Below are 25,524 nucleotides of genomic sequence, written 5' to 3'. Positions count from 1 at the left end.
TTTCTCGGTCAGTGCGCCTTGGCGCTGCGGCGTGCGCGCTGTGGCGCGGCAGTGGGGCGGGAAGTGGGGACGTTGTCGCTGCGATAGGACTGCGTCAGGCCGGAGATGGCAAAACCTGCGAGCTGGTCGCCGATGCGCTCGCGGTCCGCCGCTGTTTCCCCGGGACGGGGTTGGTACCACATGGTGGTGCAGTTCAGGGCTCCGAACAGCGGCTTGACCGCCATCCGTGCGTCCTGCTGCGGCAACTCGCCTGCCTCGACGGCCTGCGAGATGGCGCGCACGAAGATTTCCTGGTAACGGTCCCGCAGGACGATCACCTCGTTGAGCTTGGCGCGCTGATCCTCGTTGACGCGTCCCATCAGCTGCGCCTCGATGCCATGCACCGCCAGCCGTTGATACGAAAGGTGCTTCATGACCTGCAGCGAATGGGCGTGCGCCATGCGGTACAGCCGCTCCAGCGGGAGCAGCGCCTCGTCCTCGGCGATGGGCGAGATGGTTTCCAGGTTCATCTCCATCACGCGCCGGTAGACGGCGACGAACAGCTCGACCTTGCTCCGGTAGTGGTAGTAGATGCTCCCCTTCGTGACGCCCAGCGCATCGCCGATGTGGTCGAGGGTGGTGGCGTCGTAGCCTTGCTGGTCGAAGGCGTCGGCAGCTGCATCAAGGATTTCCGACACGCGGTCCGGCATCTCCGGCGTGCGCGGTTCTGTGGTGGCCTTGGGCATAAGAGGTTCGTCTCCTCTGGAAGAGATGGATGGCTGCACGATGGCGCGTGCGATCCGCGCGGCCTGGCGCTCCGCGGGGCCCGCGACGGACTGCTGCAGGCGGCGGGCCGCCAGGAACTGATGCATGCGCGCCGCGTCGACCGAAGGATGGCCGCCTACGACCTGAACTGTCAGGTTCAGCATGCGCTCGGCGCATTCCATGGCGCAGAGCAGCGCCTTCGCGCTGGCCAGCCGGATGTCCTCGCCGGAATCGGCGGCGCGCGCGGCTTCATAGAGCATCATGCGTGCAGCCGAGATGGCGGTCGCGCAGTGGGCGAGCTTGAGGGAACTGCGCTCTGCCTCCTGCGCATCCGACCCTGCCAGGCCGAGCGTCTTGCTTGCCTCTTCGTACGCGGCGATTGCAAGGCCGCTGGCCTGTGCCGCGCTGGCCAGGCGATCGAGCGCGAACGTCGCGGCCATGACGGAGGCGGCCTGTCCCGCCGGGCCCAGCAGCAGCGAGCCGTCGGCGAGCACTTGCATCTGGAGCGTGCCTTCACTGGCCATGCCCGCGGGCCCGGACGTCGCGTGGACCGATACGCCGGCAGCAAAGCGCGGGATGATGAACGCGGACGCTTGCCCGGACTCGCCATTGGCTTGACGGTGGCTTGCGAAAACCACGAAGGCGGGTGCCTCGACGCCCGCCGCGCCCCAGCGGCCGCCGCCTTCCAGGAGCCAGTCGCCCTGCTGCAGGGCGACCCTCATCGGCGCCTCGTCCGCCCCCGCGTCTGCGTTGCGCAGCAGGACAGGCGCCGCGCCGTCGCCGTGAACCAGGGCATCGAGCGAGGCCGCCTTCTGGCGCGCGCTTCCCAGCTGCGCAACGGGCACCGTGCCGATGACGGCTTGCGCGAGCGCGGCTGCGGCCAGAGGGGCCCCCATGGCCAGACCTTCCAGGGCTGCCACCAGCGAGGTGAACGAAGCCCCGCCGCCCCTCTTGTGCGACCGGGAGGGCAGCAGCTTGACTAGCAGCCCGGCTTCGCGCATCGATTGCAGGGCCGCCGCCGGATCCAGCGCGCCAGGCACGCGTGCGGCCAGGACCTGGCAACGGGCCGCGCCGGACTCGAGGTTGGGGGACCATATCAGCGTAGGCGACATACTACCAGGTAGTTTAGAGACCTTTCGGCAAGAGTCAAGCCGGAAGTGAAGCCCCCCGGAAGGCTTGCGCTCGGTGGTACGTCAGGTACATACTACCGCGTAGGTAGCCATTCTTCCGAGACGTTCCGTCACCTCACAGATGCCTCATAGCTTCACTCCTCTTGGCCGGCGAGAGCCGCTTGACTGGCCGTTCTTCGGCCCCGAACACAGTGCGTTCATGCAATCGGTCGACGAGTTCGCCGACTCGGGCGCACTGGATGCCGTCGATCACCGCGATGTCGATGCTTCGTGCCGGCGCCTGGTCTCCGAACTCGGCCGCGCCGGCCTGCTGCGCGCCTGCGTGAGCAGTGCCTACGGCGGCTTCTCCCCGGCCATCGAATCGCGCCGCTTGACGCTGGCACGCGAAGGCCTGGCCTACCGCTGTGGGCTGGCGGACTTTTCGCTGGCCATGCAAGGCCTGGGCAGCGGACCCATTGCGCTGGAGGGCAGCGAGGAATTCAAGCAGGCCATCCTTCCCAAGGTGGCGCGGGGCGAGCTGATCCCTGCCTTTGCGCTGTCGGAGAAGGAAGCCGGCTCCAACGTCGGCGCCATGACCTGTACGGCCGTACGCGACGGCGATCACTATGTGGTGAACGGCGAAAAGACCTGGATTTCCAACGGCGGCATCGCCGATGTGTACACCTTGTTCGCGCGCACCGGCGAGGGGCCGAAGACGCGTGGCATCTCCGCCTTCGTCGTGTACCCCGACGACCCGGGCTTCTCGATCGCGGAGCGCATCGAGGTGATGGCTCCGCATCCGCTGGCGACCCTGCGGTTCGAGAACATGCGGCTTCCGGCGTCGCGCCTCCTGGGCAAGCCGGGCGAAGGCTTCAAGCTCGCGATGCGCACGCTCGACATTTTCCGCGTGTCGGTGGCCGGGGCTGCGCTGGGTTTTGCCCGGCGCGCTTTCGACGAAGCCTTGGCGCACGCCCGCTCGCGGCAGATGTTCGACGAGCTGCTGGGCGACATGCCGGTGACCCAGGACCGAATCGGCGCGATGGCGGCGCGCATCGACGCTGCAGCATTGCTGACCTACCGCGCGGCATGGCGGCGCGATGTGCTGCAACTTCCCACCACCCGGGAAGCGGCCATGGCCAAGATGGCGGCCACCGAAAGCGCGCAGCGAGTGATCGATGCCGCCCTGCAGTTGTTTGGTGCCAGGGGCGTCCAGGTGGGCGGCGTCATGGAAAGCCTGTATCGCGAGATCCGCGCGCTGCGCATCTACGAGGGCGCCACCGAAGTGCAGAAGATGATCGTGGCGCGGGAGGTGCTGAAGAACGGCGTCAGCCTGGCCACGGGTTCGCAGCAGGCGCAGGCATAAGCGAGGAAACCAACGTGAACTTCGATCTCACCCCGGAACAGGAACAGATCCGCGAGGCGATCCAGCGCCTGTGCGAGCCTTTCGACGCCGACTACTGGCTGCGCAAGGATCGCCAAGGCGATTTCCCGCTGGACTTCCACCGTGCGCTGGCCGACGCGGGCTGGCTGGGCATCGCGATGCCGCCGGAGTATGGCGGGGCCGGCCTCGGCATCACCGAGGCCGCGCTGATGATGCAGACCATCTCGGCTACCGGCGCCGGCCTCTCCGGCGCCTCGGCCGTCCACATGAACATCTTCGGCCTTCATCCCGTCGTGGTGTACGGCACGGACGAGCAGAAGCGGCGCTGGCTGCCGCCGCTCATCGAGGGCCGTGACAAGGCCTGCTTCGGCGTCACCGAGCCCAACGCCGGCCTGAACACGCTGAAGCTGAAGACCCGCGCCGTGCGCGAAGGCGACCATTACGTGGTCTCGGGCCAGAAGGTGTGGATCTCCACCGCGCAGGTCGCCAACAAGATCCTGCTGCTGGCCCGCACGACGCCGGTGGAGGAGGCACGTGGCACCGCGGGGCTTTCGCTCTTCTACACCGACCTCGATCGCACGCACGTCGAGGTGCGCGAGATCGAGAAGCTGGGCCGCAAGTGCGTCGACTCGAACCAGGTCTTCATCGACGGACTCCGCATCCCCGTGGCCGACCGCATCGGCGAAGAGGGGCGCGGCTTCGAATACATCCTGCACGGGATGAACCCGGAGCGCATCCTCATCGCTTCGGAAGCCGTCGGCCTCGGCAGGGTGGCCCTGCAGCGCGCCGCCCAGTATGCGAACGAGCGCGTCGTGTTCGAGCGCCCGATCGGCCAGAACCAGGGGATCCAGCACCCACTGGCCAAGTCGTGGATCGAGCTGGAGGCGGCCAACCTCATGGTCATGAAGGCGGCGTCGTTGTACGACGCGGGCAAAGCCTGCGCCGCAGAGGCCAACGCGGCCAAGTACCTGTCGGCCGAGGCTTGCTTCCACGCCTGCGAGAACGCCATCCTGACGCACGGCGGCATGGGCTATGCCAAGGAGTACCACGTCGAGCGCTACATGCGCGAAGCCTGGATTCCCCGCATCGCGCCGGTGAGCCCGCAGCTCATCCTGTGCTTCATCGCGGAAAAGGCGCTCGGGCTGCCCAAGTCCTACTAATCAACGGGGCAGAAACTCATGACCTTTACCGTCGGCTATGCCGTGCACGGCTCCATCGCCGTGCTCACGCTCGACCATCCGCCCGTCAACGGCTTGGGGCATTCCTTGCGGGTGGGCATCGCCGCTGCGCTGGATCGCGCCCTGGCGAATCCGGCCATCCGCGCCCTCGTCCTGACCGGGGGCGAGCGTATCTTTTCAGCGGGCGCCGATGTCCGCGAGTTCGGCACGGCCAACTCCAGCCGGGATCCGATCCTGCCATCGGTGATTCGTGCGATCGAGATGTCATCCAAGCCGGTCGTCGCGGCGATCGCAGGCACCTGCCTCGGCGGCGGACTGGAGCTTGCACTGGGCTGTCACTTTCGTGTCGCCGGCTCGGAGGCCACGCTGGGGCTTCCCGAAGTCAAGCTCGGCCTCTTGCCCGGTGCAGGCGGCACGCAGCGACTGCCCCGACTCGTCGGACTGGAGCGCGCGCTGGACATGATCCTCTCCGGAGCGCCCCAGGCCGCGCGCTCCTTCGAGGGAACGCCGCTGATCGATGCCTTAATCGACGGCGAACTGATGCCTGGCGCGCTGGCCTTCGCGGAAAAGGTGATCGCACAGGCGATGCCGATATCCCGCGTGCGCGACCGGGTGGTGGATGCGCCGGCGGCAGAGCCGTTCCTGCAGTTCGCGCGCAACACTGTGCGCGCCGCGTCGAAGAACATGCCGGCTCCGCAGAAGTGCGTGGAGGCACTGGCCGCCTCCGTTGGCAAGCCTTTCGACGAGGCGCTGAAGCTGGAGCGCGAGTTCTTCTTCCAGCTCATGAACACACCCGAGTCGCGGGGGTTGCGCCATGCATTCGCCGCGGAACGTGCGTCGACCAAGGTTGCCGGTGTGCCGGACGGGACGGCGGCACGACCGATCCGCCAGGTCGCCGTCATCGGCGCAGGGACGATGGGCACCGGGATTGCGATCACCCTGGCCAACGCCGGCATCGCGGTGAGCTTGCTCGAGACGGGGCAGGAAGCGCTGCAGCGCGGCATCGACTCGATACGCCGCACCTACGAGAGCGCATTGAAGAAGGGGCGGCTGACGCCCGACGCGCTCGAGCAGCGCATGAACCTGATCGCGCCGACTCTGAGTTACGACGCACTGGTCGATGCCGATCTGGCCATCGAAGCCGTGTCCGAAAGCCTCGAAGTCAAACGCGTGGTGTTCGAGCAGCTCGACAGGGTGTTGCGGCCGGGGGCGATCCTCGCGTCTAACACCTCGGCCTTGAACCTCGACACGATTGCAAGCTTCACGAGTCGGCCGCAGGACGTCGTCGGATTGCATTTCTTCAGCCCTGCCCACGTGATGCGGCTCCTCGAGGTCGTGCGGGGCGCGGCCACTTCGGCCGAAGTGCTGGCCACGGTGATGCAACTGGCCCGGCGGATCGGCAAGGTCGCCGTCGTGGCCGGGGTCTGCGACGGCTTCATCGGCAACCGGATCCTGGCGCGCTATGTCTCCGCGGCCAACGACCTGCTGCTCCAGGGCGCGTCGCCCCAGCAGGTGGATCGGGCGCTCGAGGAATTCGGCTTGGCCATGGGGCCTTTCCGGGTCGGCGATCTGGCGGGCCTGGACATCTCGTGGGCGGTCCGCAAGCGCCGCGCCGCCGAGAATCCCGGCGTGGATTTCAGCATCGCTGCCGACCGCCTTTGCGAGGCGGGTCGCTTCGGGCAGAAGAACGGCGCGGGCTGGTACCGCTACGAGCCGGGGCGGCGCGACCCCATTGCCGATCCGGCCGTCGACGCGCTGCTGGCCGAATACCGTCGCGACAAGGGCGTCACGCCGCGCGCGGTCGGCAAGGCCGAGATCGTCGAGCGTTGCCTCTTCGCGATGGCCAACGAGGGCGCACGCATCCTGGACGAGGGCATCGCGCAGCGCGCCTCGGACATCGACGTGGTCTACCTCAACGGCTATGGCTTCCCGCGCCATCGCGGCGGCCCCATGCACTACGCCGAAGAGGTCGGGCTGTCGGAGGTCGTGCGTGCGCTCAGGCGCATCGCCGCCGAGCCAGGCGCCGACGCCCGGGCCTGGACGCCCGCGCCGCTGCTCGACCGCCTGGCCGCCGAGGGTCGCGGCCTGAAGGACCACCTGGAAGGGGCTCGTAAGTGAACGAAGCTGTCATTGTCTCCACCGCCCGCACCGCCCTGGCCAAGAGCTGGAAGGGCGCTTTCAACATGACCTATGGCGCCACGCTCGGCGGCCATGCGGTGCGACATGCGGTCGAGCGGGCCGGCGTCGCGCCGGACGAAGTCGAGGACGTCATCCTGGGCGCAAGCCGTCCGGAAGGCACCACCGGCGGCAACATCGCCCGCACGAGCGCCCTGCGCGCCGGACTCGCAGTGAGCACCGCGGGCCTGACGGTCAGTCGCTTCTGCGCCTCGGGCCTGCAGGCCATCGCCATCGCGGCGCAGCGCGTGATGGTCGAGCAGGTGCCGATCATCGTGGCCGGCGGCGTGGAAAGCATCTCCTGCGTGCAGAACGAGATCAACACGCACATGCGCGCCGACCCCTGGCTCGCGCAGCACAAGCCCGAGATCTACTGGAGCATGCTGCAGACGGCCGAGCAGGTCGCCCGGCGCTACGGCATCTCGAAGGAGGCGCAGGACGAATACGGCGTCCGCAGCCAGCAACGTGCCGCCGCGGCCCAGGCGGCCGGGCGCTTCGACGCGGAGATCGTGCCGATGACCACGACGATGGGCGTGGTCGACAAGTCCAGCGGCCGCATCGCGACCCGCGAGGTTACCGTCTCGGCCGACGAGGGCATCCGCGCCGACACCACGATCGAAGGCGTGCGCGGCATTCGAGCTGCACTGCCGGGTGGCGTGGTCACTGCCGGCAACGCGAGCCAGTTCTCCGATGGAGCCTCCGCGTGCGTCGTGATGAATGCCCGCCTCGCCGAGCGGCGCGGGCTGCAACCGCTCGGGATCTTTCGCGGCTTCGCCGTGGCCGGCTGCGAACCCGACGAAATGGGGATCGGCCCGGTCTTCGCCATTCCGCGCCTGCTGGAGCGCCACGGACTCAAGGTGGAAGACATCGGCCTGTGGGAGCTCAACGAGGCATTTGCCTGCCAGGTGCTGTACTGCCGTGACCGGCTCGGCATTCCGGATGAGCGGCTCAACGTCAATGGCGGCGCGATTGCGGTAGGCCATCCCTATGGGGTGAGCGGTGCACGGTTGACCGGGCATGCCTTGATCGAAGGACGCCGCCGCGGCGCGAAGTACGTCGTCGTCACCATGTGCATCGGCGGCGGCCAGGGCGCCGCGGGTCTTTTCGAGGTGTGCTGACAGGCGAGCGGGCGACCGCCCGGCTCGATATCGGCAGACAGGAGTCATGAAGGAGTTGCAACATGCCAGGCCTCTACTACGAAGAATTTGAAGTGGGTCGCCGGTTCGACCACGAGTGGACGCGCACCGTCACCGAGATGGACAACGTGCTATTCAGCACGCTCACCATGAACGTTCAGCCGCTGCACATCGACAGCCACTTCTCGGCGCAGACCGAGTTCGGCAAACCCATCGTGAACAGCCTGTTCACGCTGGGGCTTGTCATTGGCATGTCAGTGAACGACACGACCTTTCGCACGACCGTGGCCAACCTGGGGATGAGCGACATCAGCTTTCCGGCCCCGGTGTTCGCCGGCGACACCATTCACGTGCGGACCACAGTGCTCTCCAAGCGCGAGAGCAAGTCGCGGCCCAGCGCGGGCATCGTGGAGTTCGAGCACGTGGGCCTGAACCAGGACGACAAGGTCGTCTGCCTGTGCAAGCGTGCGGCCTTCATCCACAAGCGCCCGCAGGCGGTCAGCGCATGAACGCCTCCATGCTGTTCGTGCCGGCCAACCGGCCGGAGCGCTACCTGAAGGCGCAGGCGTCGGAAGCCGGCGCGCTGATCCTCGACCTGGAGGATTCGGTACCGCCTTCGGCGAAGGAAGAGGCGCGCGCCAACCTGGCGCAGATGCTGTCCGCGCAGCCCCGGCACCAGCAGGTCTGGGTGCGCGTGAATCCGGCGTCTTCCGGCCTGCTTCTGAAGGACCTGGCCGCCGTGGTACCTGCAAAACCGTTCGGCATCCTGCTGCCCAAGTGCAGCGGCCGGGAATCGTTGATGCCGGTGTGCCACCAGCTCGACGCGCTGGAGACAGCCTTCGGCGTGGGGCTGGGGCACACGCAGATCCTGCCCATTGCCACCGAGACCGGCGGCTCCATGTTCCACCTGGGCGAATTCGCGGGGGCCACGCCGCGCCTGTGGGGCATCACCTGGGGCGGCGAGGACCTGGCTGCGGACATCGGTGCGTTCGGCAACCGCGCGGATGGGCGCTTCACCGAGCCGTACCGCCTGGCACGGTCCATGTGCCTGTACGCCGCCGGTGCGGCGGGCGTGCGCGCCATCGACACCGTGAGCGTGGCGATCAACGCGCCCGGCGAGGTGCAGGCCGAAGCGGCCGAGGCCTTCCGCGACGGCTTCGTCGGCAAGATGGCGATCCACCCCAGCCAGTTGGCGCCCATCAACGCGGCGTTCCGCTACGCGCCCGAGCAGGTGGAGTGGTCGCGGCGCGTCATCGCGGCGTTCGAGGCGCAGCCGGCGGCCGGCAGCTTCCAGCTGGATGGGCAGATGATCGACATTCCGCACCTCAAGCTGGCGCGGCGCATCCAGGAGAGCCTGTGACAACAGGCCGGCTGAACCCCCGCGCGGGTGCGCGGGAAAAAGGTCAGGCCCTCAGGTCGTAGCAGCCCGCCCCCGTTTCAGCACGGCCGCTCAGCGTCCGGTGCCCGCGACCAGCCCGAAGTCGATCCCCATCAGCACCACCACGCCGAACACGGCGAACAGCGCGGCGGCGACGAAGCGCATGCGCGACAGCGGCACGTACCGGGCCAGCCGCTCGCCCAGCAGCACCGCCGGCACGTTGGCCGCCATCATGCCCAGCGTGGTGCCGACCACCACCATCGACAGGCTGGCGTAGTTGGCGCCCAGGGCCACGGTGGCGAACTGGGTCTTGTCGCCCATCTCGGCGATGAAGAAGGCGACCAGGGTGGTGAGGAAGGGGCCGAGCGCGCGCCGCTGGCTCGATTCGGCATCGTCTTCCAGCTTGTCGGGGATCAGCGCCCAGGCCGCGAAGCCGAGGAAGGCCGCGCCCAGCACCCAGCGCATGACCTGCGGATCGACATGGGCGGCGATCCAGTCGCCGGCCGCCGCCGCCAGGAAGTGGTTGGCCAGGGTCGCGGCCAGGATGCCCCAGATCAGGGCCCAGTGCCGGCCCTTGAAGCGGGCCGCGAGCAGGAACGAGAGGAGCTGGGTCTTGTCGCCCATCTCGGCGACGGCGACCAGCCCGAACGAAGCGAAGAGGGCTTCCACAGGAGCTTTCCAGGCCGGGCTTCGATCCATTGACCACGGCGCCCCCCGGCCGGGAAAGGCGGCATGGTCAAAGGTCTTGCCAAGTGCGGGACCGCCTGCGCCATGGCCCGGAGGGCCAAGTGTGTTGACGCAGGCTCCTTTCCGGTGCGGAAAGGACGGCTACTCCCCAGTGACGGACGCGATTGTACGGGGCGGTGGCGCAGTTCATCGGCGTGCCGGCCGATGGCGGACGCAGCGGGTGGGATTCGCCGTGCGCGGTCGGCGACCTCGCCCCGTGCCGGCCCGTCGTCAGCGATTCTCGCGCGCGGCCTGGTTGATCCGGTCGTGCTTGGCCCGGACCTCTGCCGGCCACTGCGCCTTGATCCACGAGAGCACCGCCACGATCTCGGCGTCGCTCAGCACGCCCTCGTACACGGGCATGCTGGTCTGGTAGTCCTTCAGCCCCGCCACTTTCGCGACGCCGTACTTGGTGAGCGCGAACAGCTGCTCGTCCGGGTGGTGCCAGGTGTGGCCCGAGGCGTCGTGCGGCGGCGCCGGCAGCCGGCCCGATGCATCGCGGTCGCGCCAGTTCGGCTGGCCTTCGAGCCTGGCGCCGTGGCAGGCGACGCAATGGGCGGCATAGACCTGCTGGCCGAGTTGCACCACCTGCGGGTCCGCCGGCCTGAGCTCGACGGCCCGGGGGCCGGCATCGCAGCCCGCCAGGGCCGCGCAGCAGGCCAGCGCGAAGGCAGTAGAGTGGAAACGGTCCGCATCGGTCATCGCCTGCCATGGTAGTGCCGTGCGCTGGCCCGCGCTCGCCCAGCCCGGCGCGCCCTCCCCTTGACCTTCCCACCGGGACAAGGTTCAGAGTCCTTGCTTGCGACCACAGGAACGCCCGATGACCGATCACCACGCACACCACCGCCATGCGCATCCGGACCACGCGCACCACGGGCATGGGGCCGGCGGCCACAGGGGGCACGCGCCCGCCCAGCCGCTGTCCGCAGCCGGGGGGGCGCCCGAGGGCACGATCTACACCTGCCCCATGCATCCGGAGATCCGCCAGGACCGTCCGGGCAACTGCCCCAAGTGCGGCATGACGCTGGAGCCGCTGATGCCCTCGCTGGAGGACACCGGCGATCCGGAACTGGAGGATTTCCGCCGCCGCTTCTGGTGGACACTGCCGCTGACGCTGGTCGTCACCACGCTGGCCATGTTCGGCCATTCGCTGGGCTGGTTCGGCATGGCCACCCAGAGCTGGATCGAGCTGGTGCTGACGCTGCCCATCGTGCTGTGGGCCGGCCAGCCGTTCTTCGCGCGCGGCTGGCAGTCGGTGGTGAACCGCAGCCCCAACATGTGGACGCTGATCGCGCTGGGCACCGGCGCTGCCTTCGTGTACAGCGTGGTCGCGACCATCGTGCCCGAGGTGTTCCCCGAATCGTTCCAGTCCATGGGCCGGGTCGGCGTTTACTTCGAGGCGGCGGCGGTGATCATCTCGCTGACCCTGCTCGGCCAGATGCTGGAGCTCAAGGCGCGCTCGCAGACCTCGGCCGCGATCAAGTCGCTGCTGGGCCTGGCGCCCAAGACCGCGCGCCGGGTCTCGAACGACGGCAGCGAGGAGGACGTGCCGCTGGCCCACGTGCACGTGGGCGACCTGCTGCGCGTGCGTCCCGGCGAGAAGGTGCCGGTCGACGGCGTGGTGGTCGAGGGCCGCAGCTCGCTCGACGAATCCATGCTCACGGGCGAGCCGCTGCCGGTGTCCAAGCAGGCCGGCGACAAGCTGGTCGGCGCGACCCTCAACACCAGCGGCGCGCTGCTGATGCGCGCCGAGAAGGTCGGCTCGGCCACCGTGTTGTCGCAGATCGTGCAGATGGTGGCGCAGGCGCAGCGCTCGCGCGCGCCGATGCAGCGCATGGCCGACCGGGTGGCCGGCTGGTTCGTGCTGGTGGTGGTGGCGATCGCGCTGCTCACCTTCTTCGGCTGGGGCCTGTTCGGGCCGCAGCCGAGCTGGGTCTACGGCCTGGTCAACGCGGTGTCGGTGCTGATCATCGCCTGCCCCTGCGCGCTGGGCCTGGCCACGCCGATGTCGATCATGGTCGCCACCGGGCGCGGCGCCACCTCGGGCGTGCTGTTCCGCGACGCCGCGGCGATCGAGAACCTGCGCAAGGTGGACACGCTGATCGTCGACAAGACCGGCACGCTGACCGAAGGCCGGCCGGCCTTCAACCGCGCCGTCGGCGCCAACGGCTACACCGAAGAAGAGGTGCTGCGGCTGGCCGCCAGCCTGGACCAGGGCAGCGAGCACCCGCTGGCCGACGCCATCGTGGCGGCGGCGCGCGAGCGCGGCCTGGCGCTGACCAAGGCCGAGGCGTTCGACTCCGCTTCGGGCATCGGCGTGCGCGGCCAGGTCGAGGGCCACGCCCTGGCGCTGGGCAACACGGCCCTGATGCAGCAGGAAGGGGTGGACGTGGCGCCGCTCGCGAAGGATGCCGAGGCCCTGCGCAACGAAGGCGCCAGCGTCATGCACCTGGCGGTGGACGGCCGGCTGGCCGGCCTGCTGGCGGTGTCCGATCCGGTGAAGGCGACCACGCCCGCCGCCGTGCAGGAGCTGCACGCCGCCGGCCTGCGCGTGATCATGGCCACCGGCGACGGCCTGACCACGGCGAAATCGGTCGCCGGGAAGCTGGGCATCGACGAGGTGCATGGCGAAGTCAAGCCTGTCGACAAGCTGCAACTGGTGGAGCAGCTCCAGCGCGAAGGCCGCGTGGTAGCCATGGCCGGCGACGGCATCAACGACGCGCCGGCGCTGGCCCGGGCCGACGTCGGCATCGCCATGGGCACCGGCACCGACGTGGCGATGCACAGCGCCCAGCTCACGCTGGTCAAGGGCGACCTGCGCGGCATCGCCGCGGCCCGGCGGCTGTCGGAGCAGACGGTCGCCAACATGAAGCAGAACCTGCTGTTCGCCTTCGTCTACAACGCGCTGGGCGTGCCGCTGGCCGCGGGCGTCCTCTTTCCGTTCACCGGCTGGCTGCTCTCGCCGATGATCGCCGCGCTGGCCATGAGCCTGAGTTCGGCCTCGGTGGTCTTCAATGCGCTGCGACTCGGGCGGGCGAAGGGGTGACTGCGCTTGCGATGTCCCGCAGAAAAAAATGGCGGGCCGGGCCCGCCATGACAGAGGCAGTGGCCCCGTTCCTCAGCCCCGCGCGCGCTTGCCGTCCAGGCTCCAGCGGCCCGGTCCGAAGGCCCAGGCCACCAGCAGGCCGCCGAGGATGGCGAGGTTCTTCCAGAAGGCCTGCCGCTGCATCATCTGCTGGGCCTCGGGCATGGCCCAGTAGTTGTGGAAGATCGGCGTGATCACCGCCACGAAGATCGCCAGGCCCAGCGCCGCCCAGCGCGCCTGCCAGCCCACCAGCAGCAGCAGGCCCAGTCCGAGCTCGATCGCGATGGCGAGCGCGGCGCAGACCTCGGGCATGGGAATGCCCTTGGACGAGATGTAGCCCACCACGCCGCTGAAGCCGGCGATCTTGGCCCAGCCCGCGGGGATGAACAGCCATGCCAGCAGCACGCGGCCCAGCAGCGTGGCGGCATCCTGGGCGCCTGTCGTCGCGAAGGCGCCCTGCCCGGCGGCCGGGAAAGAGGTCGTCGTGGTGTTCATCGGTTGTCTCCTGTCGTGATCGTGAAGTGGTTGAGAACGAAGCGGCCGCACCGGGGGCACAGCCTGCTTCGCCCGTCCAGCCAGGCGGCCGGACGGGCGCAGTATGCGATGGCTCAGCCATTTCCGTGCAGCCGCCCGGGGTTTCCCGCCCCGGCCGCGGGTATCCTCTTCCACGGCATGAGTTCCCGAACCACACTCACCTTCCTGGGCGCCGCCGGCACCGTCACCGGCTCGCGCTACCTGCTGGCCCACGGCGGCCGCCGCCTGCTGGTCGATTGCGGCCTGTTCCAGGGCCTCAAGCAACTGCGCCTGCGCAACTGGGACCGCTTCCCCGTCGATCCGCACGCCATCGACGCGGTGGTGCTCACCCACGCCCACATCGACCACAGCGGCTACCTGCCGGCGCTGGCCAAGCAGGGGTTCCGCGGGCCGGTCCATGCCACCGAAGCGACCTGCGAGCTGGCCGGCATCCTCCTGCCCGACTCCGGCCACCTGCAGGAGGAAGAGGCCGAGTTCGCCAACCGGCACGGCTTCTCGAAGCACCACCCGGCGCTGCCGCTCTACACCGAGGACGACGCCCGCCGCGTGCTCCGGCAGTTGCGCCGCACGCCCTTCCACTCGGTGTTCGAACCGATCCCGGGCGTGCGCGTGCAGTTCATCCCGGCCGGCCACATCCTCGGCGCGGCCAGCGTCCACGTGCAGTGGGACGGCGGCTCGGTGCTGTTCTCGGGCGACCTCGGGCGCGACGAAGACATCCTGATGCGGCCGCCCGAGACGCCGCCGGCGGCCGACACGGTGCTGATCGAGTCCACCTACGGCGAGCGCGCGCACCTGGAGGAAGACCCGGCGACGACCCTGGCCGAGGTGGTCAGCCGCACCGCCGCGCGCGGCGGCGTGGTGGTGATCCCGGCCTTCGCGGTCGGCCGGGCGCAGGCCCTGATGCACCTGGTCGCGCAGCTCAAGGAGCAGCGGCGCATGCCCGACGTGCCGGTGTTCCTCAACAGCCCGATGGCCGCCAACGTGACCGAGCTGTACCACCGCTACCGCGCGCAGCACCGGCTGGACGAGGCCCAGTGCCGCGCCATGTGCCAGGCCGTGCGCATCGTCAACACGGTCGAGGAGTCGCAGCGCCTCAACGAGATGCGGGTGCCGGCGGTGATCATCGCCGCCAGCGGCATGGCCACCGGCGGGCGCGTGGTGCACCACCTCAAGGCCTTCGCGCCGGACCGGCGCAACACCATCCTGCTGGCCGGCTACCAGGCGGCCGGCACCCGCGGCGCGGCGCTGGCCGGCGGCGCGCCCGAGGTCAAGATCCACGGCGAGTACGTCAAGGTGCGCGCCGAGGTGGTGAGCCTGGGTTCGCTGTCGGCGCACGCCGACCGCAGCGAACTGCTGAACTGGCTGGGCAAGCTGCCGTCGGCGCCGCGCCAGGTGTTCGTCACCCACGGCGAGCCGGTCGCCTCCGACAGCCTGCGGCTGGCGATCGAGGACACCCACGGCTTCGCCTGCTCGGTGCCCGAGCAGCGCCAGGAAGTCGAGCTGTGACGGCGCTGCGTGCCAAGCCGGCGCCGGCGACGCTGGTCGCCCGCCGGGCCGGCATCGACACCTACCAGGCGCCCATCGTCTACATGCGGCCGGACTGCCCGGTCTGCCTGGCCGAGGGCTTCGAGGCCCAGGCCCGGGTCGAGCTGGTCAACGACGGCCGCAGCGTGCTGGCCACCGTGCACCACGTGATGGCCGACTGGCTGCAGGTGCACGAGGCCGGCCTGTCCGAGGCCGCGTGGCGGCTGCTGGGGCTGCAGGGCGGCGAGCCGCTGGAGATCCGCCACCCGCCGGTGCTGCAGTCGCTGCGCTTCATCCGCGCCAAGACCTACGGCGATCGGCTCGACTACCCGCAGTTGCTGGCGATCATGCGCGACGTGGCGGCGGGCCGGCTGTCGGACCTGCACCTCGCTTCCTTCGTCACGGCCTGCGTGGGCGACCGCATGGATCGCGAGGAAACCATCGCCCTCACCCACGCGATGGTCGATGTCGGCGAGCGCCTGCAGTGGCCGTTCGACACCGTGGTCGACAAGCACTGCGTCGGCGGCCTGCCCGGCAACCGCACCACGCTGCTGGTGGTGCCCATCGTCACGGCCTGCGGCGTCGCCATGCCCAAGACCTCGTCGCGCGCCATCACCTCGCCGGCCGGCACCGCCGATGCGATGGAAACGCTGGCGCCGGTGGCGCTGGACCTGGCCGCCATGCGCCGGGTGGTCGAGCGCCACAGCGGCTGCATCGTCTGGGGCGGCGCGGTGCAGCTCAGCCCGGCCGACGACGTGCTGATCCGGGTCGAGCGGCCGCTCGACCTCGACGGCACGGCGCAGCTGGTGGCCTCGGTGCTGTCCAAGAAGGCGGCGGCCGGTTCGCGCCAGGTGCTGATCGACATCCCCGTGGGACCGACCGCCAAGGTGCGCACCGAGGCCGCCGCGGCACAGTTGTCGGCAGCGCTGACGGACGTGGGCGCGGCCATCGGCCTGGACGTGCAGGTGCTGCAGACGGACGGGTCGCAGCCGGTGGGCCGCGGCATCGGCCCGGCGCTGGAGGCGCACGACGTGCTGGCGGTGCTGCAGGGGCAGCCGCAGACGCCGGCCGACCTGCGCGAGCGGGCGCTGGTGCTGGCCGGCCGCCTGCTGGAGATGGCCGGACGCACCCCGGCCGGCGAAGGCCTGGCGCTGGCGACGCAGACGCTGGACAGCGGCCGCGCCTGGCAGCAGTTCGCCGCCATCTGCGAAGCCCAGGGCGGCCTGCGCCAGCCCGGCCGGGCCCGGCACGTGCGCGCGGTCACGGCCGAGCGCGCCGGCGTCGTGCAGGCCATCGACAACCGCCGCATCGCCATGGCCGCCAAGCTGGCCGGCGCGCCCGGCGATGCCGTGGCCGGCGTCAGCCTGGAGGTGAAGCTGGGCCATCGGGTCGAGCGCGGCCAGCCGCTGTTCATGCTGCACGCCCACAGCCCCGGCGAACTGGACTACGCCACCGACTACGTGCATGCGCAAGCGGGCCTGGTCGAGATCGGAGAAGGCGAATGAACACGGTGATCCTCCCCGCGCCCGGCGCCGAAGCGGCCGCGGAGCTGTTTGCCAGCCACCTGCGCGCCGGCTCCGGCCGCGACGTTCGCGTCGGCCGCGTCGAGTTCCGCCGCTTCCCCGACGGCGAGGCCTATGTCCGCCTGCTCGACAGCGTGCACGACGCGCACGTGTGGGTGATCGCCACCCTGCGCGAGCCCGATCCGCAGGCGCTCACGCTGCTGTTCCTGGCCGACACCGCGCGCGAGCTGGGCGCCGCCAGCGTCGGCCTGGCGGCGCCCTACCTGCCCTACATGCGGCAGGACATCCGTTTCCGCGACGGCGAGGCGGTGACCTCGCGCACCTTCGCGCGCGTGGTGTCGCAGGCGTTCGACCGGCTGGTGACGGTCGATCCTCACCTGCACCGCTACCCGTCGCTGGACGCGGTGTACCGCATTCCCGCCGCCGTGGCGCCGAGCGCGCCGGCCATCGCACGCTGGATCTCGCAGCGGCTGCCGCGGCCGGTGGTGATCGGCCCCGACGGTGAAAGCGAGCAGTGGGCGCGCGACGTCGCCGCCCGCGTCGGCTGCCCGGTGCTGGTGCTGAGCAAGCAGCGCCTGGGTGATCGCGCGGTGGAGATCTCGCTGCCGCAGGCCGAGGGGCTGGCCGACCGCCAGCCGGTGCTGATCGACGACATCATCTCCAGCGCCCGCACCATGGCCACCGCCGTGCGGAACGTGCGCGCGGCCTTCGGGCAGGCGCCGCTGTGCATCGGGGTGCACGCGGTGCTGGCGCCCGATGCGCTGGACGTGCTGCGCGAAGCCGGGGCCGGCGAGGTGGTCACCTGCAACACGCTGACGATGGCCCCGGGTTCGATCGACGTGCTCGGCGAACTGGCCCAGGCCGCCGCCGCCCTGGCGGCACTCAGACCAGCGACGCCGCCACGGTCGTGAGGGCCGCGCCGGTGGCCGCCGCCGCGCCGTAGCCGGCGGCCACGCGCCAGCCGAGCGCACGGCCGCCGAGCGTGCTGGCCATCCCCAGCTTGACGATCATGTTGGCGACCGCCGCCAGCACGATGGCCGCGGCAGCCGCGCCGGCCGCCAGCTCGCCCCGACCCAGCATCTGCACGCTGGCCAGCACGATCGCATCGACGTCGACCGCGCCGGAGACGAAGGCCACCGCGAACACGCCGCCGGTGCCCAGCAGGTCCTGCGCCGCGCGCACCAGCACGGCGACGATGCCCAGCGCCAGCGCGAAGCCGAAGGCGGTGCCCAGGTCGAACAGCTTGGCTTCGCCCTCCACCGACGCCGGCTGCCGCTGGCCGCGCCGATGCCACAGCACCGCGGCGGCGGCGAAGCAGGCCGCGCCCATGGCCGCCAGCAGCGCGCCCAGCCGCACGCCGGCGCCGGCCAGCAGCAGCGACACGACCACCGCCATGCGGACGAACATCATCCCGTTGGCCGCCACCACCGCGGCGGCGGCCGGCCTGGCCAGTTCCGGCGTGGCCCGCACCGATCGCGACAGCGACAGCGTGGCGGCGGTGGACGAAGCCAGCCCGCCCAGCACACCGACCCACAGCAGGCCGTGCTGCGCGCCGTGCCAGCGGCTGGCCCAGTGCCCCAGCAGCGACAGCGCGGCGATGAAGATCACCGCCAGCCAGAGCTGGAACGGGTTGATCGCCTGGTAGGGGCCGAAGCCCTGATTGGGCAGCAGCGGCAGGATGACGGCGCTGAGCACGCCCAGCTGCAGCACCGCATCGAGTTCGGTCTCCTGCATGCGGCGCAGGCCCCGGTGCAGCGGGCCCTTGAGGTCCAGCAGCAGGGCCACCCCCACGGCGGCCCCGACCGCGTGGAGCGGGTAGCCCTGGCCGGCGATGGCGCCCAGCACGAAGGTGACCAGGCCCGCGATGGCGCTGGTGATGCTGAGGGTGCCGGCGGCATCGGCGGCCGGGCGCCAGGAGATGGCGAACAGCGCGCCGGTGGCCAGCAGGCCGGCCGCGATCGGCCAGGGCGAGCCGGGCCAGCCCCAGCCGAGCAGGCCGCCCAGCAGCCCGATCAGCGTGAACGTGCGCAGGCCCGCGACCCGCCCGCCCTCCGGCCGCTCGCGCGCCTGCCAGCCCCGCTGCAGGCCGACCAGCAGCCCGGTGGCGAGCGCACCGCCGATGGATTGCAGGGTGGGGATCAGGTCGGCGGGGAGATTGCTCATCGGTGCGCAATTGCACCATGGAAGCCGTCAGCGGCCACGACGCGCGCCGCAGTCCGCGCGCCCGCGGGAATGGCGCTCACGCCGGCGGATACCCCGCCTCGGCCAGCGCCGCGGCGAACTTCTCCCTGGGCTGCGCCGATTCCACCGTCGCCTGCTTGCGTCCCAGGTCCACCTGCACCTTCGCCTGCGGATCGACCTCCTGCGCCGCTTCGGTCACCGCCTTCACGCAGTGGCCGCAGCTCATGTCGGGCAGCTTGAATTCATGCATCGCATCTCTCCTGTGGGGTTGAACGGCACCACTGTGAAGCTTGCCCCCGTGGCAAGGTCAAGCGCAGGCCCGCCGCGCCCTTGACCGGGATCATTGAAAGCTTCCCGCTTGACCTTACCATCATGGAAAGGTTCAAACTGCCGCCATGAACACCGCCACCCTGTCCTTGCCCCCCGCCGCGCCGCCCGTGCGGCTGCAGATCGAGGGCATGACCTGCGCCTCCTGCGTCAACCGCGTGGAGAAGGCGCTCAAGAAAGTCCCCGGCGTCGGCTCGGCCGAGGTCAACCTCGCCACCGAGACCGCCGAAGTCGCACTGCTCGATCCGGCCACCGACGTGACCGCCCTGTCCGCCGCCGTCGAGAAGGCGGGCTACCACGCGCACGTGCTGCAGGCGGAAGAAGCGCCGGCCGAGCCGCCCGACAACGTGCTTCACAGCGCCTGGCCGGTGATCGCCGCGGCGGTCCTGTCGCTGCCGCTGCTGGCGCAGATGGTGCCGATGGCCGCCGGCAGCGACTGGATGCTGCCCGGCTGGCTGCAGTGGGCACTGGCCACGCCGGTGCAGTTCTGGCTGGGTGCGCGCTTCTACCGCGCCGGCTGGGCCGCGCTGCGCGCCGGCAGCGGCAACATGGACCTGCTGGTGGCCATCGGCACCTCGGCCGCCTATGGCCTGAGCGTGTGGCAGCTGCTCGCGCACGGCGAGCACGGCATGCCGCACCTGTACTTCGAGGCTTCGGCGGTGGTGATCACGCTGGTGCTGCTGGGCAAGTGGCTGGAAGGCCGGGCCAAGCGCCAGACCACCGCTGCCATCCGTGCGCTCAACGCGCTGCGGCCCGACGTGGCGCGCGTGCAGCGCGACGGCCGCGAGGTCGAACTGCCGGTCGCGCAGCTGGTGCTGGGCGACCGCCTGGTGGTGCGCCCCGGCGAGCGCGTGCCGGCCGACGGCGAGGTGCTGGAAGGCAGCAGCCACCTGGACGAATCCATGATCACCGGCGAGAGCCTGCCGGTGGCCAAGCACGCCGGCGACCGCGTGACCGGCGGCTCGGTCAACGCCGAGGGCCTGCTGGTGCTGCGCGCCACCGCGCTGGGCGCCGAGAGCACGCTGGCGCGCATCGTCCGGCTGGTCGAATCGGCGCAGGCGAAGAAGGCGCCGATCCAGCGGCTGGTCGACCAGGTCAGCGCGGTGTTCGTGCCGGTGGTGCTGGTGCTGGCGCTGCTCACCCTGCTGGGCTGGGGCTTGGCCACCGGCCACTGGGAAGCGGCCATCCTCAACGCCGTCGCGGTGCTGGTGATCGCCTGCCCCTGTGCGCTCGGCCTGGCCACGCCGGCGGCCATCATGGCCGGCACCGGCGTGGCGGCGCGGCGCGGCATCCTGATCAAGGACGCCGAAGCGCTGGAAGTCGCGCACAAGCTGGACGTGGTCGCCTTCGACAAGACCGGCACGCTGACCGAGGGCAGGCCGCGGCTGGTCGCCTTCGAGCCGGCCGGCGTCGAGCGCGGCGAGCTGCTGCGCCTGGCGGCCGCGCTGCAGGCCGGCAGCGAGCACCCGCTGGCGCGCGCCGTCGTCAACGCCGCGCAGGAGCAATCGATCGCCGTGCCGGCTTCCGAGGGCGTGAAGGCAGTCGCCGGTCGCGGCGTCTCGGGCCGACTCGAAGGCCGCGAGCTGCGGCTGGGCAGCACGCGCTGGATGGCCGAGCTGGGGATCGACACCGGCCCGCTGGCCGCTGTCGCCGCCCAGGCCCAGTCGTCCGGGCAGACCGTGTCGTGGCTGGCCGAAGCCGGTGCCGCGCCCCGGTTGCTGGGCATGCTCGCGTTCGGCGACACGCTCAAGGCCAGCGCCGCCGAGGCGATCGCGCTGTTGCACCGCCTGGGCGTGCGCACGGCGCTGGTCTCCGGCGACAACGCCGGCGCGGCCGGCGCGGTGGCCAGGCAGCTCGGCATGGACGACGTGCGCGCCGAGGTGCTGCCGCAGGACAAGGCCCGCATCATCGGCGAGCTCAAGGCCGGCCACGGCACCGTGGCCATGGTGGGAGACGGCATCAACGACGCGCCGGCGCTGGCCGCCGCCGACGTCGGCATCGCCATGTCGACCGGCACCGACGTCGCCATGCACGCCGCCGGCATCACGCTGATGCGCGGCGACCCGGCGCTGGTGGCCGACGCCATCGACATCTCGCACCGCACCTACGCCAAGATCCGGCAGAACCTGTTCTGGGCCTTCGTCTACAACGTGGTCGGGATTCCGCTGGCCGCGTTCGGCCTGCTCAGCCCGGTGCTCGCCGGCGCCGCGATGGCCTTCAGCAGCGTCAGCGTGGTGACCAACGCGCTGCTGCTGCGCCGCTGGAAGGGAGCCCGTCATGGCTGATGCCGGACCCTGGAACATCGGCGAGGCGGCGCGCCGCTCGGGCGTGTCGGCCAAGATGGTGCGCCACTACGAGTCGCTCGGCCTGCTGCCGGCCGTGCACCGCACCGACTCGGGCTACCGCCAGTACGGCGAGCGCGAGGTGCACACGCTGCGCTTCATCCGCCGCGCGCGCGACCTCGGCTTCTCGATGGCCGAGATCGCCGAGCTGGTCAAGCTGTGGCAGAACCGCCGCCGCTCCAGCCACGAGGTGCACCGCATCGCCAGCAAGCACGTCGAGGAACTCACGCGCAAGCTGGAGGAGATGGAAACCATGCGGCGCACCCTGCAGCACCTGGTGGACTGCTGCCATGGCGACGAGCGGCCGGACTGCCCGATCCTCGACGAGCTCGAGAGTGGCGGGCATGCGTGCCGGCATTGAAAGAAGTCGATGTGAGTTGAGGCAGCGCGGCGCGGGCGCGAACACCGGCCGCGCCGCGCGGCCCCTCACGCACCCGGATGCGCGCTCACGCGTGCGTCAGCTTCAACCCCACGATCCCCGCCAGGATCAGCCCCACGCACACCAACCGCGCGATCGTGGCCGGGTCGCCGAACAGCACGATGCCCAGGATCACGGTGCCGATGGCGCCGATGCCGGTCCACACGGCATAGGCGGTGCCCACGGGCAGCGTGCGCATCGCCAGCCCCAGCAACACCACGCTGATCGTCATCGCGACGACCGTGCCCACCGTCGGCCAGAGACGCGTGAATCCCTCGGTGTACTTCAGGCCGATGGCCCAGCCCACCTCGAACAAGCCGGCAACCACCAGCACCAACCAGGCCATTGCAGCCATCCTCGATGAATGAATGAAGGCGCCGAGGCTAGCACCCGCGCCCGTCAATCCTTCGCCAGCGCCGCGAAGGTCTTGCGGAACTTGGCCACCTTGGGCGCGGCGATGGCGACGCAGTAGCCCTGGTAGGGGTTCTTCTCGAAGAAGTCCTGGTGGTAGGCCTCGGCCGGCCAGTAGTTGGCCAGCGGCTGCACCTCGGTGACGATGGGCTGGCCGAACAGCTTGTCCCGGCCCATTTCGCGGATCAGGTCTTCGGCCACCTGGCGCTGCTCTTCGGTCGTGTAGTAGATGCCGCTGCGGTACTGGGTGCCGGTGTCGTTGCCCTGGCGGTTGAGCTGGGTCGGGTCGTGCACGACGAAGAAGATCTCCAGGATCTGCCGCGTGCTGATCTGCGCCGGGTCGTAGGTCAGCTTGACCACCTCGGCATGGCCGGTGGTGCCGGTGCAGACCTGCTCGTAGCTGGGGCGCTGGACGTGGCCGTTGCTGTAGCCGGATTCGACGTCGGTGATGCCGCGCACCTTGACGAAGACCGCCTCGGTGCACCAGAAGCAGCCGCCGGCGAGGACGAGGGTTTGGGGATCGGTCATGGCGCGGGACTCCGGGCAAAGAGGGTCACTGTAGCCCGGGGCCGAAATGCCGTGTCTGCGCGGTCCTGCCAGCCTCTAGCATTCACCCCATGCTCCCTGGCGAACTCAAACCGATCCTCACGGCGCTGGTCATGCCGCCGACCGCGCCGCTGCTGCTGGCCCTGCTCGGCCTGCTGCTCGCCGCCCGCAAGCGGGTGCGGGCCGGCCTGACGATCGCCTTCATCGGCATCGCGGGGCTGTGGCTGCTCAGTTGCCACGCGGTCGCGATCGCGCTGGCCCACACGGTGCTGCCGCAGGTACCGGCGGCCCAGCCGGCCCAGCTCGCGCAGGCCCGGGTGCAGGCCATCGTGGTGCTCGGCGGCGGCATCGTGCCGCAGGCGCCGGAGTACGGCGCGGCACAACCGACCGGCTACACGCTGGCGCGGCTGCGCTACGGCGCCTGGCTCGCGCGCCGGACCGGCCAGCCGTTGGCCTTTGCCGGCGGCATCGGCTGGGCGGCCGGCGACGGCTTTCCGCCGGAAGCCGAGGCCGCGCGCCGCACGCTGGCGGAGTTCGGCGCCGAGCTGCGCTGGGCCGATGCGCAATCGCGTGACACCGCCGAGAACGCCGCCCGCATGCACGAGCTGCTGGCGCGCGAGCAGATCAGCCGCATCGCGCTGGTGACCGACGCCTGGCACATGCCGCGCTCGGTGCTGGAGTTCGAGCGCGCCGGCTTCACGGTCCTGCCCGCGCCCACCGGCTTTGCGGCCGCGCCGACCCGTCCGCTGCTGGCCTGGCTGCCGTCGGCCGACGGCCTGGCCTTGTCGCGCCAGGTGCTGCGCGAGGCACTGGGCCTGTGGGTCGCCCGGCCTTGATCTGGCTCAGGGGGATGGCGGTCGCCCGGCACTTAGGCTCGCGCCGGCGGCTCCGGCTTGACGGTCCGGCTCCCCCGCGGCTACATTACTAACCAGTCAGTCAGTAATTCATGTCCCCCGCCAAACCCCTCGCCGCCCCGCCCGAGCCCGCCGACGAAGTGGCCGGCAAGCGCGAGCGCCGCAAGCAGGCCCGCCCCGGCGAGCTGCTGGATGCCGCGCTCGACCTGTTCGTCGAAAAGGGCTTCGCCGCCACCCGCTCGGAGGAAGTGGCCGCCCGCGCCGGCGTGTCCAAGGGCACGCTGTTCCTCTACTTCCCGAGCAAGGAGGAACTGTTCAAGGCGGTGGTGCGCGAGAACGTGTCGGGCCGCTTCACCGAGTGGTACGAGGAGTTCGAGTCGTTCCAGGGCTCCACGCCCGACATGGTGCGCTACTGCCTGCAGGTCTGGTGGGACCGGCTGGGCGCCACCCGCGCCTCGGGCATCACCAAGCTGGTGATCAGCGAGGCACGCAACTTCCCCGAACTGGCGGCCTTCTACCAGCAGGAGGTGATCAACCCCGGCAACCGGCTGATCCGGCGCATCCTGCAGCGCGGCATCGACCGCGGCGAGTTCAAGCCGCTCGACCTGGACTACGCCGTCTACTCGATCATCGCGCCGATGGTCCACCTGATCATGATGAAGCACTCGCTGGCGCCCTGCGCCCCGCAGGACTACGCCCTCGACCCGCAGCGCTACCTGCAGAACGTCGCCGACATCCTGCTCGGCGGCATCTGCGCGCCGGCCGCCCACCGGACGGGCAAGCGATGACGCGCCGCCGATTGAAGTGGGCCATCGCGGCCCTCGTCCTGGTGCTCGCCGCCGTCGGCGCGTTGCGGCTGGCCGCCGCGCGCAAGGAGCGCGCCGCCGCCGAGCCGGTGGCCAAGGCGCAGGCCGTGGTGGAGCTGGCCGAATCCGACGTACTGAAGGTGCGGTCGGTGGCGCTGTCGCAGGGCCTGCCGGTGTCGGGCTCGCTGCGCGCCGTCAACTCCGCCCAGGTGAAGGCACGCGTGGCAGGTGAACTGCAAGGCCTTTCGGTCCGCGAAGGCGATGCGGTGCGCGCCGGCCAGGTGATCGCACGCATCGACGCCACCGAATACCAGGCGCGCCTGCGCCAGGCCAGCGAGCAGGCGGCCGCGGCCCAGGCGCAGATCGACATCGCCCAGCGCCAGTGGGACAACAACAAGGCGCTGGTGGACCAGGGCTTCATCTCCAGGACCGCGCTGGACACTTCGCTGAACAACCTGAACGCGGCGCGTTCGACCCACCAGGCCGCCGTGGCGGCAGCCGACATGGCGCGCAAGACGCTGGACGACACCGTGCTGCGCGCGCCCATCGCGGGCGTGGTGTCGCAGCGGCTGGCCCAGCCCGGCGAGCGGGTCGGCGTCGATGCGCGGGTGGTGGAGATCGTCGACCTGTCGCGGCTGGAACTGGAAGCGACCCTGAGCGCGGCCGATTCGGTGCAGGTGCGCGTCGGCCAGACCGCGCAGCTGCAGGTGGAAGGCCTGGAGCGGCCGGTCACGGCGCAGGTCGTGCGCATCAACCCGAGCGCCCAGGCCGGCAGCCGCAGCGTGCCGGCCTACCTGGCACTGCAGGATGCAGCCGGGCTGCGCCAGGGCCTGTTCGCGCAGGGCCGGCTGGCCACCGGCCGCGCCGATGCGCTGGCGCTGCCGCTGGCGGCGGTGCGCACCGACAAACCGGCGCCGTACGTGCAGGTGGTGGACAACGGCGCCGTGGCGCACCGCGCGGTGACGCCGGGCGCGCGCGGCGAGGTGGAAGGCGAGAGCTGGGTCGCGGTGGACGGCCTCGCGGCCGGAACCGTGGTCATCAAGGGCGCCGTCGGGCAGCTGCGCGAAGGCACGCCGGTGCGGTTCACCGCAGCGCCCGTGCCGGCGGCGCGCGCCGCCGCGGGCAAGACCCCCAGCCCCTGACACC

Annotated in this window: 23 protein-coding genes and 1 riboswitch; of the genes, 15 read left to right on the top strand and 8 right to left on the bottom strand. The window is 70.8% G+C overall.

Annotated elements, in window-relative coordinates:
• Positions 1 to 8 precede the first annotated feature (8 nt).
• On the bottom strand, positions 9 to 1,784 hold the full coding sequence (locus tag PE066_RS18000; RefSeq protein ID WP_271233901.1) for a TetR family transcriptional regulator: 1,776 nt from the start codon (positions 1,782 to 1,784) through the stop codon (positions 9 to 11).
• Between the two features lie 289 nt (positions 1,785 to 2,073).
• On the opposite strand from PE066_RS18000, the gene PE066_RS17995 reads away from it, so the two are divergent.
• The 6 genes from PE066_RS17995 to PE066_RS17970 all read left to right on the top strand — a co-directional run bounded on the left by PE066_RS17995 (position 2,074) and on the right by PE066_RS17970 (position 9,083).
• Complete coding sequence (locus PE066_RS17995) at positions 2,074 to 3,216, top strand: acyl-CoA dehydrogenase family protein (RefSeq protein WP_271233900.1); 1,143 nt, start codon at positions 2,074 to 2,076, stop codon at positions 3,214 to 3,216.
• A gap of 14 nt (positions 3,217 to 3,230) precedes the next feature.
• Positions 3,231 to 4,394, top strand: coding sequence for an acyl-CoA dehydrogenase family protein (locus PE066_RS17990; RefSeq protein WP_271233899.1), 1,164 nt, complete (start codon positions 3,231 to 3,233; stop codon positions 4,392 to 4,394).
• A gap of 18 nt (positions 4,395 to 4,412) precedes the next feature.
• Positions 4,413 to 6,530 (top strand): 3-hydroxyacyl-CoA dehydrogenase NAD-binding domain-containing protein, encoded by a 2,118-nt coding sequence (locus tag PE066_RS17985; protein WP_271233898.1) that lies wholly within the window; start codon positions 4,413 to 4,415, stop codon positions 6,528 to 6,530.
• Positions 6,527 to 7,705, top strand: coding sequence for an acetyl-CoA C-acyltransferase (locus PE066_RS17980; RefSeq protein WP_271233897.1), 1,179 nt, complete (start codon positions 6,527 to 6,529; stop codon positions 7,703 to 7,705). Before PE066_RS17985 ends, PE066_RS17980 begins: the two co-directional genes overlap by 4 nt.
• Before the next feature lie 62 nt (positions 7,706 to 7,767).
• Complete coding sequence (locus PE066_RS17975) at positions 7,768 to 8,232, top strand: MaoC family dehydratase (RefSeq protein ID WP_271233896.1); 465 nt, start codon at positions 7,768 to 7,770, stop codon at positions 8,230 to 8,232.
• The gene (locus PE066_RS17970) at positions 8,229 to 9,083 is read left to right on the top strand and encodes an HpcH/HpaI aldolase/citrate lyase family protein (RefSeq protein WP_271233895.1); all 855 of its coding nucleotides are present in this window, start codon (positions 8,229 to 8,231) and stop codon (positions 9,081 to 9,083) included. The genes PE066_RS17975 and PE066_RS17970 overlap by 4 nt, the downstream gene beginning before the upstream one ends.
• 90 nt (positions 9,084 to 9,173) lie before the next feature.
• On the opposite strand, the gene PE066_RS17965 is transcribed toward PE066_RS17970, so the two are convergent.
• A complete protein-coding gene (locus tag PE066_RS17965; RefSeq protein ID WP_271233894.1) occupies positions 9,174 to 9,770 on the bottom strand; it encodes a TMEM165/GDT1 family protein in 597 nt (198 codons plus the stop codon).
• A 2-nt stretch (positions 9,771 to 9,772) separates the two neighbouring features.
• Positions 9,773 to 9,955: riboswitch (yybP-ykoY riboswitch) on the bottom strand.
• 103 nt (positions 9,956 to 10,058) lie between these two features.
• Positions 10,059 to 10,529 (bottom strand): c-type cytochrome, encoded by a 471-nt coding sequence (locus PE066_RS17960; RefSeq protein ID WP_271233893.1) that lies wholly within the window; start codon positions 10,527 to 10,529, stop codon positions 10,059 to 10,061.
• 118 nt (positions 10,530 to 10,647) lie between these two features.
• Between PE066_RS17960 and PE066_RS17955 the strand changes: the two genes are divergently transcribed.
• Positions 10,648 to 12,873 carry a copper-transporting P-type ATPase gene (locus tag PE066_RS17955; protein ID WP_271233892.1) on the top strand — a complete coding sequence of 742 codons (2,226 nt, stop codon included), beginning with the start codon at positions 10,648 to 10,650 and terminating at the stop codon, positions 12,871 to 12,873.
• A gap of 72 nt (positions 12,874 to 12,945) precedes the next feature.
• On the opposite strand, the gene PE066_RS17950 is transcribed toward PE066_RS17955, so the two are convergent.
• Complete coding sequence (locus tag PE066_RS17950; protein WP_271233891.1) at positions 12,946 to 13,407, bottom strand: DoxX family protein; 462 nt, start codon at positions 13,405 to 13,407, stop codon at positions 12,946 to 12,948.
• Positions 13,408 to 13,584: 177 nt separating this feature from the next.
• On the opposite strand from PE066_RS17950, the gene PE066_RS17945 reads away from it, so the two are divergent.
• The 3 genes from PE066_RS17945 to PE066_RS17935 are packed head-to-tail and all read left to right on the top strand — an operon-like array spanning position 13,585 to position 17,404.
• Positions 13,585 to 14,952, top strand: a complete 1,368-nt coding sequence (locus PE066_RS17945) for an MBL fold metallo-hydrolase (RefSeq protein WP_271233890.1) — start codon at positions 13,585 to 13,587, stop codon at positions 14,950 to 14,952.
• Positions 14,949 to 16,475, top strand: a complete 1,527-nt coding sequence (locus PE066_RS17940) for a thymidine phosphorylase family protein (protein WP_271233889.1) — start codon at positions 14,949 to 14,951, stop codon at positions 16,473 to 16,475. The genes PE066_RS17945 and PE066_RS17940 overlap by 4 nt, the downstream gene beginning before the upstream one ends.
• Positions 16,472 to 17,404, top strand: a complete 933-nt coding sequence (locus PE066_RS17935; RefSeq protein ID WP_271233888.1) for a ribose-phosphate diphosphokinase — start codon at positions 16,472 to 16,474, stop codon at positions 17,402 to 17,404. The genes PE066_RS17940 and PE066_RS17935 overlap by 4 nt, the downstream gene beginning before the upstream one ends.
• Here the strand turns inward: PE066_RS17935 and PE066_RS17930 are convergent.
• Both PE066_RS17930 and PE066_RS17925 read right to left on the bottom strand, forming a co-directional pair.
• The gene (locus PE066_RS17930; protein ID WP_271233887.1) at positions 17,376 to 18,656 is read right to left on the bottom strand and encodes an MgtC/SapB family protein; all 1,281 of its coding nucleotides are present in this window, start codon (positions 18,654 to 18,656) and stop codon (positions 17,376 to 17,378) included. The two genes, PE066_RS17935 and PE066_RS17930, sit on opposite strands and share 29 nt — an antisense overlap.
• A 76-nt stretch (positions 18,657 to 18,732) precedes the next feature.
• Complete coding sequence (locus PE066_RS17925; RefSeq protein WP_271233886.1) at positions 18,733 to 18,924, bottom strand: heavy-metal-associated domain-containing protein; 192 nt, start codon at positions 18,922 to 18,924, stop codon at positions 18,733 to 18,735.
• Between the two features lie 145 nt (positions 18,925 to 19,069).
• On the opposite strand from PE066_RS17925, the gene PE066_RS17920 reads away from it, so the two are divergent.
• Together PE066_RS17920 and cueR are read left to right on the top strand one after the other, a co-directional pair.
• Positions 19,070 to 21,286, top strand: coding sequence for a heavy metal translocating P-type ATPase (locus PE066_RS17920; protein ID WP_271233885.1), 2,217 nt, complete (start codon positions 19,070 to 19,072; stop codon positions 21,284 to 21,286).
• Positions 21,279 to 21,704: a Cu(I)-responsive transcriptional regulator gene (gene cueR / locus PE066_RS17915; protein WP_271233884.1), complete on the top strand. Its 426-nt coding sequence runs from the start codon at positions 21,279 to 21,281 to the stop codon at positions 21,702 to 21,704. The genes PE066_RS17920 and cueR overlap by 8 nt, the downstream gene beginning before the upstream one ends.
• Before the next feature lie 85 nt (positions 21,705 to 21,789).
• On the opposite strand, the gene sugE is transcribed toward cueR, so the two are convergent.
• Together sugE and msrA are read right to left on the bottom strand one after the other, a co-directional pair.
• Entirely contained in the window at positions 21,790 to 22,107 is a 318-nt protein-coding gene (gene sugE / locus PE066_RS17910; RefSeq protein WP_271233883.1) for a quaternary ammonium compound efflux SMR transporter SugE, read from the bottom strand.
• Positions 22,108 to 22,160: 53 nt separating this feature from the next.
• Entirely contained in the window at positions 22,161 to 22,700 is a 540-nt protein-coding gene (msrA, locus tag PE066_RS17905; protein ID WP_271233882.1) for a peptide-methionine (S)-S-oxide reductase MsrA, read from the bottom strand.
• An 89-nt stretch (positions 22,701 to 22,789) separates the two neighbouring features.
• On the opposite strand from msrA, the gene PE066_RS17900 reads away from it, so the two are divergent.
• The 3 genes from PE066_RS17900 to PE066_RS17890 all read left to right on the top strand — a co-directional run bounded on the left by PE066_RS17900 (position 22,790) and on the right by PE066_RS17890 (position 25,520).
• Entirely contained in the window at positions 22,790 to 23,554 is a 765-nt protein-coding gene (locus PE066_RS17900) for a YdcF family protein (RefSeq protein ID WP_271233881.1), read from the top strand.
• Positions 23,555 to 23,664: 110 nt separating this feature from the next.
• Entirely contained in the window at positions 23,665 to 24,360 is a 696-nt protein-coding gene (locus PE066_RS17895) for a TetR/AcrR family transcriptional regulator (RefSeq protein WP_271233880.1), read from the top strand.
• Positions 24,357 to 25,520, top strand: a complete 1,164-nt coding sequence (locus PE066_RS17890; RefSeq protein WP_271233879.1) for an efflux RND transporter periplasmic adaptor subunit — start codon at positions 24,357 to 24,359, stop codon at positions 25,518 to 25,520. Before PE066_RS17895 ends, PE066_RS17890 begins: the two co-directional genes overlap by 4 nt.
• Positions 25,521 to 25,524 lie beyond the last annotated feature (4 nt).

Source organism: Ramlibacter tataouinensis (assembly GCF_027941915.1).
Classification (GTDB): domain Bacteria; phylum Pseudomonadota; class Gammaproteobacteria; order Burkholderiales; family Burkholderiaceae_C; genus Ramlibacter; species Ramlibacter tataouinensis_C.
This window is presented reverse-complemented; position numbering and strand designations above follow the sequence as displayed.